At 72.1% G+C, this 2,802-nt stretch carries 3 protein-coding genes and 2 pseudogenes; 1 reads left to right on the forward strand and 4 read right to left on the reverse strand.

Annotated elements, in window-relative coordinates; all coding sequences use genetic code 11:
- From DKL51_RS27580 to rimP, 4 genes and pseudogenes are all read right to left on the reverse strand, one after another.
- Positions 1–198: translation initiation factor IF-2 N-terminal domain-containing protein (locus DKL51_RS27580; RefSeq protein WP_148097856.1), on the reverse strand; the 198-nt coding region annotated here is incomplete at its 3' end.
- A 93-nt stretch (positions 199–291) separates the two neighbouring features.
- Positions 292–628: pseudogene (locus DKL51_RS27585) on the reverse strand (YlxR family protein).
- 15 nt (positions 629–643) lie between these two features.
- Positions 644–1,687: a transcription termination factor NusA gene (gene nusA, locus DKL51_RS27590; RefSeq protein ID WP_109948227.1), complete on the reverse strand. Its 1,044-nt coding sequence runs from the start codon at positions 1,685–1,687 to the stop codon at positions 644–646.
- Positions 1,684–2,385, reverse strand: coding sequence for a ribosome maturation factor RimP (gene rimP, locus DKL51_RS27595; protein ID WP_109948228.1), 702 nt, complete (start codon positions 2,383–2,385; stop codon positions 1,684–1,686). The genes nusA and rimP overlap by 4 nt, the downstream gene beginning before the upstream one ends.
- A 231-nt stretch (positions 2,386–2,616) precedes the next feature.
- Between rimP and DKL51_RS27600 the strand changes: the two are divergent.
- Positions 2,617–2,802, forward strand: a pseudogene (locus DKL51_RS27600) (hypothetical protein); the annotation flags it as partial.

Below are 2,802 nucleotides of genomic sequence, written 5' to 3' on the forward strand. Positions count from 1 at the left end.
GCGCAGCGCGCTCGTGGCTTCCGCCGGTTCCCCGGCGGAAGCCACGAGCGCGCTGCGCAGCCGTCGGGCGACGGGCGCCTCGACGGTGCTGGACGCGGACTTGACGAACTCGCCCATTTCCTTCAGCTTGGCGAGAACGGTCTTGCTTTCGACCCCGAGCTCCTTTGCAAGCTCGTGTACGCGGGCCTTACCTGCCACTGCACTCCTCACTCCGAGGTCGTGCGGGCAGCACCCGCAGCGACCTCACTCGTGCACTTGAAGCCTGGTCATTTCAGGGACTTCATCGTGTGCTCATGTTGGTCGTCCTACCTTGCTAGCGATCCCTCGTCCGGTCGGGCTGACCGGACGTAGAGGTTGGCGCGTCGATGTGCTCCGCAAGCTCACCATGATCGATGATCCCGGTGATGCGCAGTGCCCGCCCGAAGGCGCGGCGCCGCATCGCCTGCGCGAAGCAGGCCGGATCAGGGTGCACGTGTGCTCCCCGACCCGGCAGCCTGCGGGCCGGATCGGGCCGGAGGCTGTAATGACCAGCCTCGTCGCCGACCGCGACGATCCGCAGCAGTTCGCTGGCCGGCGCCCGCCTCCGGCAACCCACACAGGTGCGCTCCGGTTGCGCGCGTCGTACCACTGAGAAAGTCTACCCCTAGCTGCTCGAGATCGCGCCGCCCGGCTCCGGGACGTGATCAGCCCCGCTCCGGCCCGACGTGCCGGTCTGCTCCGCATCCGACCGGATGTCGATTCGCCAACCGGTCAGCCGGGCAGCAAGCCGGGCATTCTGCCCTTCCCGGCCGATCGCCAGCGAGAGCTGGTAATCCGGCACGGTCACCCGCGCGGTCCGGCTGGCCAGGTCGACCACCTCGACCCGCAGCGCCTTGGCCGGCGACAACGCGTTCCCGACGAAGGTCGCCGGGTCGTCCGACCAGTCGATGATGTCGATCTTCTCGCCGTGCAGCTCACTCATCACCGCGCGGACCCGCTGGCCCATCGGCCCGATGCAGGCGCCCTTGGCGTTCACGCCCGGAGCGGTGGAGCGCACCGCGATCTTCGTACGGTGACCCGCCTCACGCGCGATCGCACCGATCTCGACCGTGCCGTCGGCGATCTCCGGCACCTCGAGGGCGAAGAGCTTCTTCACCAGTGCGGGGTGCGAACGGGACAACGTGATCTGCGGACCGCGCATTCCCTTGGCCACGTGCACCACGACGCAGCGGATCCGCTCGCCGTGCGCGTACCGCTCGCCGGGGACCTGCTCGGACTGGGGCAGGACGCCCTCCAGCTTGCCCAGGTCGACGCTGACGATGCCCTTCTCGGCCCGCGCCTCGTGCGCCTGCACGACACCGGTGACCAGGTCACCGTCCCGGCCCACGTACTCGCCGAAGTGCACCTCGTCGGTGGCCTCCCGCAGCCGCTGCAGGATGACCTGCTTCGCGGTCATCGCGGCGATCCGGCCGAAGTCGTGCGGGGTGTCGTCCCACTCGCGCACCACCGCGCCCTCGGAGTCGAGCTCCTGCGCGTAGACCAGGGCGGCCCCCGTCTTGCGGTCGATCTCCACCCGGGCGTGCGCCTCGGCGCCCTCGGTGTGCCGGTAGGCGGTCAGCAGCGCGGTCTCGATCGCCGCGAGGATCGTGTCGAACGGGATCTCCCGCTCGCGCTCGAGTGCGCGCAGCGCCGCGAGGTCGATGTTCACCTCTCCTCGTCCTCCACATCTTCGTCGTCGATGTCGTCAGTGTCGTCGTCGGCTTCGTCCGCGCCGTCGAATTCGTCCGCTTCGTCGATCTCGTCGAGGCGGGTGAACTCCACCTGCACCCGACCGGGGCCGAGTTCGGCGTAGGTGTGTTCCGCGCGGCCCGCGTCCGTCTCCAGCGTCACGCGGTCGTCGTCGGCGGCGATCACCCGCCCGGTGAGCTGCCGGTCCCCGGCGGCCCGCTGCTCGGGCAGGCCCGCCGCGCCGCGCACGGTCACCTTGACCAGCCGGCCGACGTTGCGCCGCCAATGCCGGGGCAGGGTGAGCGGGCGGTCCACGCCCGGGGAGCTGACCTCCAGCTGGTACTCCCCCGCGACGATGTCGCCGCCGGACTCCTCCGCGGCGTCCAGCGCCGCGGAGACCGCCCGGGAGACGTCCGCGACGGCGTCCAGGTTGATCCCGCCGTCGGCGTCCACGATCACGCGTACGACGTGCCGCCGGCCGGCCCGGGAGACGGAGAGGTCCTCCAGGTCGTACCCAGCCTCGGTGACGACCGGCTCGATCACCTCGCGCAGGCGCGCGCGCCGGGCGCCGAGGTCACCGCGCGGAGCGCCGACCCGGTCCCCGCCACGGGGGCCGTCGGTCCGGCGGGGTCGACCCGTCGGCCCGGTCGGCCTGGTGGCACGGCCACGCTGCGTCATCTGGCACCCTTTCTCCTGATCGAGCCGGGCCCCTCGGCCCGCCATGCCGGCACGCCACCGGGGCGGTCGCGCCCGGTGGCTGCGCAGAGCGTAACGCGCGGGCCGGGCAGCGGACCCGGCGGCGCACCGACGCCTCTGGCCCACGGGGCGGCACGGATGGTGTTGACTTGTCCGGTGGCAACCGGCAGAACGACACAGCGCAACGGTGCACCGGGACATTCCCGGCGTAAGGTGCTGCGCGCCGGAGCGCTGGCGGCGCTCGGTGGCGCCGCCCTGCCGCTGACCGGCTGTGATCTTTTCGACCGCGACGACCAGAAGGAACGGGCCCCCGATCCGCTGGAGCCGCTGGCCGCCGAGGCGGCCGAGCTGGCCGCCCGGCACCGGGCCGCCGCCACGGCGGACCCGACCCTGGCCGAC

The organism is Micromonospora globispora (genome assembly GCF_003857015.1).
Classification (GTDB): domain Bacteria; phylum Actinomycetota; class Actinomycetes; order Mycobacteriales; family Micromonosporaceae; genus Micromonospora; species Micromonospora globispora.